The organism is Rhizobium sp. Leaf311 (assembly GCF_001423445.1).
Classification (GTDB): Bacteria; Pseudomonadota; Alphaproteobacteria; order Rhizobiales; family Rhizobiaceae; genus Agrobacterium.
On record NZ_LMNZ01000004.1, the window covers coordinates 433,654 to 434,474 of the forward strand.

1 pseudogene is annotated in these 821 nt (G+C 57.4%); it reads right to left on the reverse strand.

From position 1 onward, the window contains the following. Positions 1-821, reverse strand: a pseudogene (locus ASF69_RS07790) (IS3 family transposase); the annotation flags it as partial.

The following is an 821-nucleotide window of genomic DNA, read 5'->3' on the forward strand; positions in this document are numbered from 1 at the left end:
ACAGCGTTTCATTCAAGAACTCTTCGCGCAGCCGTCCGTTGAAGCTTTTGATGGAGGCATTTGGATGGGCTTGCCAGGTGCAATGTAATGCCATTCTACCTTGGTCCGATCTGTCCATTGCAGGATCGCGTTGCTTGTGAACTCACTGCCGTTGTCGCTGGCAATCGTCTTCGGCTTGCCGCGCTCCTCGATGATCCGGTCCAGCTCACGAGCAACGCGCAGACCGGAAAGGGATGTGTCGGCGAAAAGGCCCAGGCATTCTCTGTTGCAATCATCGACGATCATCAGCACTTGGAACCTGCGGCCATCGGTGAGTCGATCCGGCACGAAGTCCAGTGACCAACGATCATTGGTTGCCATCGGGACCAGCATCGGTGCTCGCGTGCCGATCGCTCGCTTTCAACCGCAGCGCTTGCGCACAGTCAGCTTCTCCTCCTATAGAGCCGGAAGAGCCCTTTGTGGTTCACAACGTACCCCTCCCACCGGAGCAGCACATGAAGGCGTCGATATCCAAAGCGGCGGCGTTCATGCGCCAACGCCTTCATCCGCTCGCGAAGGTCATGATCATCGCTGCGCCTGGTTTCGTAACGGATAGTCATCCGGCAAAAGCCGATGGCTTTACACGCCCGCCCCTCTCAGCGGTGTAAACACCGCCTGCCGGGCAATGGTTCGCTCATCTGGTGGGTCACCCATCAAATGCGCAACAGCTTTCCGCCTGGCTGCGGGCGTCACCACTTCTTTTCCAAAAGGTTTTTCAGAGCTGCATTGTCGAGCATCGCGTCCGCCAGGAGCCGCTTCAGCTTGGTGTTCTCATCTTCAAG